This window comes from Acinetobacter lwoffii, from assembly GCF_022809915.1.
GTDB lineage: Bacteria > Pseudomonadota > Gammaproteobacteria > Pseudomonadales > Moraxellaceae > Acinetobacter > Acinetobacter lwoffii_M.
This window is the reverse complement of sequence record NZ_JALGQY010000068.1, coordinates 1-3,010: the sequence shown is the minus strand read 5'-3', so window position 1 is coordinate 3,010 and position 3,010 is coordinate 1. Positions and strand designations below refer to the sequence as shown.

The following is a 3,010-nucleotide window of genomic DNA, read 5'->3' as shown; positions in this document are numbered from 1 at the left end:
TGAAGTCATGCGTGCACTACGTAAAGGACAAGCATCGTCATTTTATTATGGTCAGCCTCAGGGTGAAGTGTGTCTAATCAACAGGGTTTTCAGTCTCTAAGTACTTTTTAAAGGGAACATCATCGACTCAAATCTCTATTTGCAACAGTGCCCCCTTAGCAATGGCAGCTATAGTTCAGTTCATTGGGAATAGAAATGAACAAGCAGAAAAAGTGGCTGAAAGCCTAAACTTATTTCCTGTACCTGCCACAGCCCTAGTTTTGTTTATCGTCCTAGCATCAGTTATGCCTCAAATTGGGCTTGCAAAAAGTGCAGCTCTTCAAGCTTTACCAATTTATATTTCTTTTGCCATTATTGCTCCATTCGTGGGTTGGATAATTGCTCGTATTTTTCGATTAGAATCTGGCTCTGCTAGTGCTGTGTCCTTTTCAGCATCATATAGAAATTCATTTGTTATTCTTCCATTAGCTTTTGCAATTCCGGGAAGTATGCCCATAATTCCTGCTGTAATCTTGACTCAGACTATCGTTGAACTATGCTTTTTACCAATCTATATTCGTCTGATACCTCGACTATTCAAAACCTAGAGATTTAAACATTTAAGTAGTTGTTATAGTTAGATAAAAGTATTCAGAAGCCCACGCTTACATCGAGTAATTTAATAAAGGGGGGGGGAGCTAGCTCCCCCCCTCTTTTATTCATTTGCTAATTAAAACTTACTCGCAACTTGATATGTGATGAATGAAAAGATGTAGGCTAATGCAAACAAATAAGTTGCCATAATGATGGGCTGTTTCCAGCTGCCAGTTTCTCGTCTAATTGTTGCTAACGTAGCAAGACAATGGGGAGCAAAAATAAACCATACCAATAATGATAAACCTGTGGCTAACCCCCATCCATCCGGGCCTGAAATTTGACTTAACAGACTTTGAGTTACTGTATCTTCATCACCTGACATCGCATAAATCACCCCAAGAGCAGCAATTACAACTTCCCTTGCTGCCATAGCAGGAATGAGTGCAATACATATTTCCCATGTAAACCCAATAGGCGCAAATATAGGATGAATTAAATGTCCTAACTGACCAGCTAAACTATAGTTAATGGCCGGCATGCTTGCATTATCTGGTGGTTGAGGGAACGTGACTAGCACCCATAACAAGATAGACAGTGCGACGATAATGCCACCAACTCGTTTTAAGAAAATAGTTGCCCTATCATATAAGCCTAATGCAATATTTCTAATATCTGGAATTCGGTATGTGGGAAGTTCAAAAATAAAAATACTTTCAGTTTTATCTTTTCGAACCAACTTCAGAAACACTGAAACTAATAACGCTGAGACTATTCCCGACATATAAAGACCAAAAAGGACTAATCCTTGCAGACTTAACCAGCCGTAGATTAATTGGTTGGGAATAAATGCCGCGATCAATAAAGCATATACTGGCAATCTTGCTGAACAGGTCATCAAGGGTGCAATCATAATTGTTGCTAATCGGTCCCGTTCAGAGCTGATACTTCTGGTTGCCATAATTCCGGGAATGGCACAAGCAAAACTGGATAGCAGAGGAATAAATGAACGGCCGCTAAGCCCGGCTTTAGACATTAATTTATCTAAAAGAAATGCTGCCCGGGGTAAATAGCCTGACTCTTCAAGCATTAAAATGAAGAAGAATAAAATCAAAATCTGAGGCATATATGCAAGCACGCTACCTGCACCAGCAATTACCCCATCCACAACCAAGCTTTTTAATAGAGGATGTTGGATTAGTGGTCCAATAAAATCACTGAGCCATGCGACAAAATTTTCAATGAATTCAATAAAAGGCGTTGCCCATATAAATACCGCCTGGAACATCACAAACATGGTTAAAGTTAAGATTACTAAACCCAATACAGGATGTAGAAAAATTTTATCTAGAAATGCGGTTCTTTTATCACCACTGTCATTATTTAAAATAACTTGTTTGGTGATTTGTTTGACCTGTTCAAAATGACTTAATTCAGAATGATAAGGAGTAATAAAAAGATTTTTTTGATCTAATTGATTAATTAAATCTTGAATTCCTTTTGTTTTAACTGCGACAGCTTCAACTACAGGGATACCTAACAGTTGAGACAGTTTATCCTTATCAATGGAAATACCACGCTTTTTGACCTCATCCATCATATTTAATACAAGAATCATAGGGCGATTTAAAGCACGAACTTCGAGAACCAAGCTCAAATGTAAGCTTAAATTTGTGGCATCTACGACGCATATAAAAATGTCGGGTAGAATTTCACCTTTTAGCTCGCCCAAACAAACTGCCCTGGTGACTTCTTCATCTAAACTACTAGGTTTTAAACTGTAAGTTCCGGGTAAGTCCAATACTCGTATTGCATCACCAGAAGGTAAGTTAAAAGAACCTTCTTTTCTTTCTACGGTAACCCCAGCATAGTTGGCAACTTTTTGTCGCGTACCAGTAAGTGTATTAAATAAAGAGGTTTTTCCGCAATTTGGATTACCGACTAATGCAATATTCTTAATCTTCATTGGATACTAACTCTACAAAAATTCTTTCAGCTTCATTCTTTCTTAATGCGAATCTTGAAGTTTCAATCTGAACTAAAACAGGATCTCCGCCAAAAACACCTTTAGCGAGTACTTGTAGAGTTTCACCCTCTCTAAAACCTAATAGTTGGAGCCGTTCCAATACGGGATCAGTGGTATGACTGTATTGATTACCTTTTTTGAGATCTCTAATTTTGACGATCTGATTTTGTTTAACTTGAAATAGATTCATTTTCGATACTCTTACTTCAAAGCCAAAATCTTTCGAGCACCATTAAGCACGAATAAAGAAACCAGGATGCCAATGATTAAGTCTGGGTAAGCTGATCCCGTCCACGCCACGAGTACACCGGCAAATATAACGCCCATATTTACCACAACGTCATTCGCCGAGAAAATCCAACTGGCTTTCATATGTGCGCCATCTTCTCGATGACCAGAAATAAGATATAA

The 3,010-nt window shown here is 38.3% G+C and carries 3 protein-coding genes and 2 pseudogenes; 2 read left to right on the top strand and 3 right to left on the bottom strand.

The window, feature by feature from the left end:
- Window positions 1–100, top strand: a pseudogene (locus tag MTX11_RS16340) (IS6 family transposase); the annotation flags it as partial.
- Window positions 101–161: 61 nt separating this feature from the next.
- Window positions 162–587 carry a hypothetical protein gene (locus MTX11_RS16335; RefSeq protein WP_004897257.1) on the top strand — a complete coding sequence of 142 codons (426 nt, stop codon included), beginning with the start codon at window positions 162–164 and terminating at the stop codon, window positions 585–587.
- Between the two features lie 122 nt (window positions 588–709).
- Here the strand turns inward: MTX11_RS16335 and feoB are convergent, their stop codons facing one another.
- The 3 genes and pseudogenes from feoB to MTX11_RS16320 all read right to left on the bottom strand — a co-directional run.
- Window positions 710–2,539, bottom strand: a complete 1,830-nt coding sequence (gene feoB / locus MTX11_RS16330; RefSeq protein ID WP_243475600.1) for a ferrous iron transporter B — start codon at window positions 2,537–2,539, stop codon at window positions 710–712.
- Window positions 2,529–2,789, bottom strand: a complete 261-nt coding sequence (locus MTX11_RS16325) for a FeoA family protein (protein WP_004665962.1) — start codon at window positions 2,787–2,789, stop codon at window positions 2,529–2,531. The genes feoB and MTX11_RS16325 overlap by 11 nt, the downstream gene beginning before the upstream one ends.
- Window positions 2,790–2,800: 11 nt before the next feature.
- A pseudogene (locus MTX11_RS16320) lies at window positions 2,801–3,010 on the bottom strand (cation transporter); the annotation flags it as partial.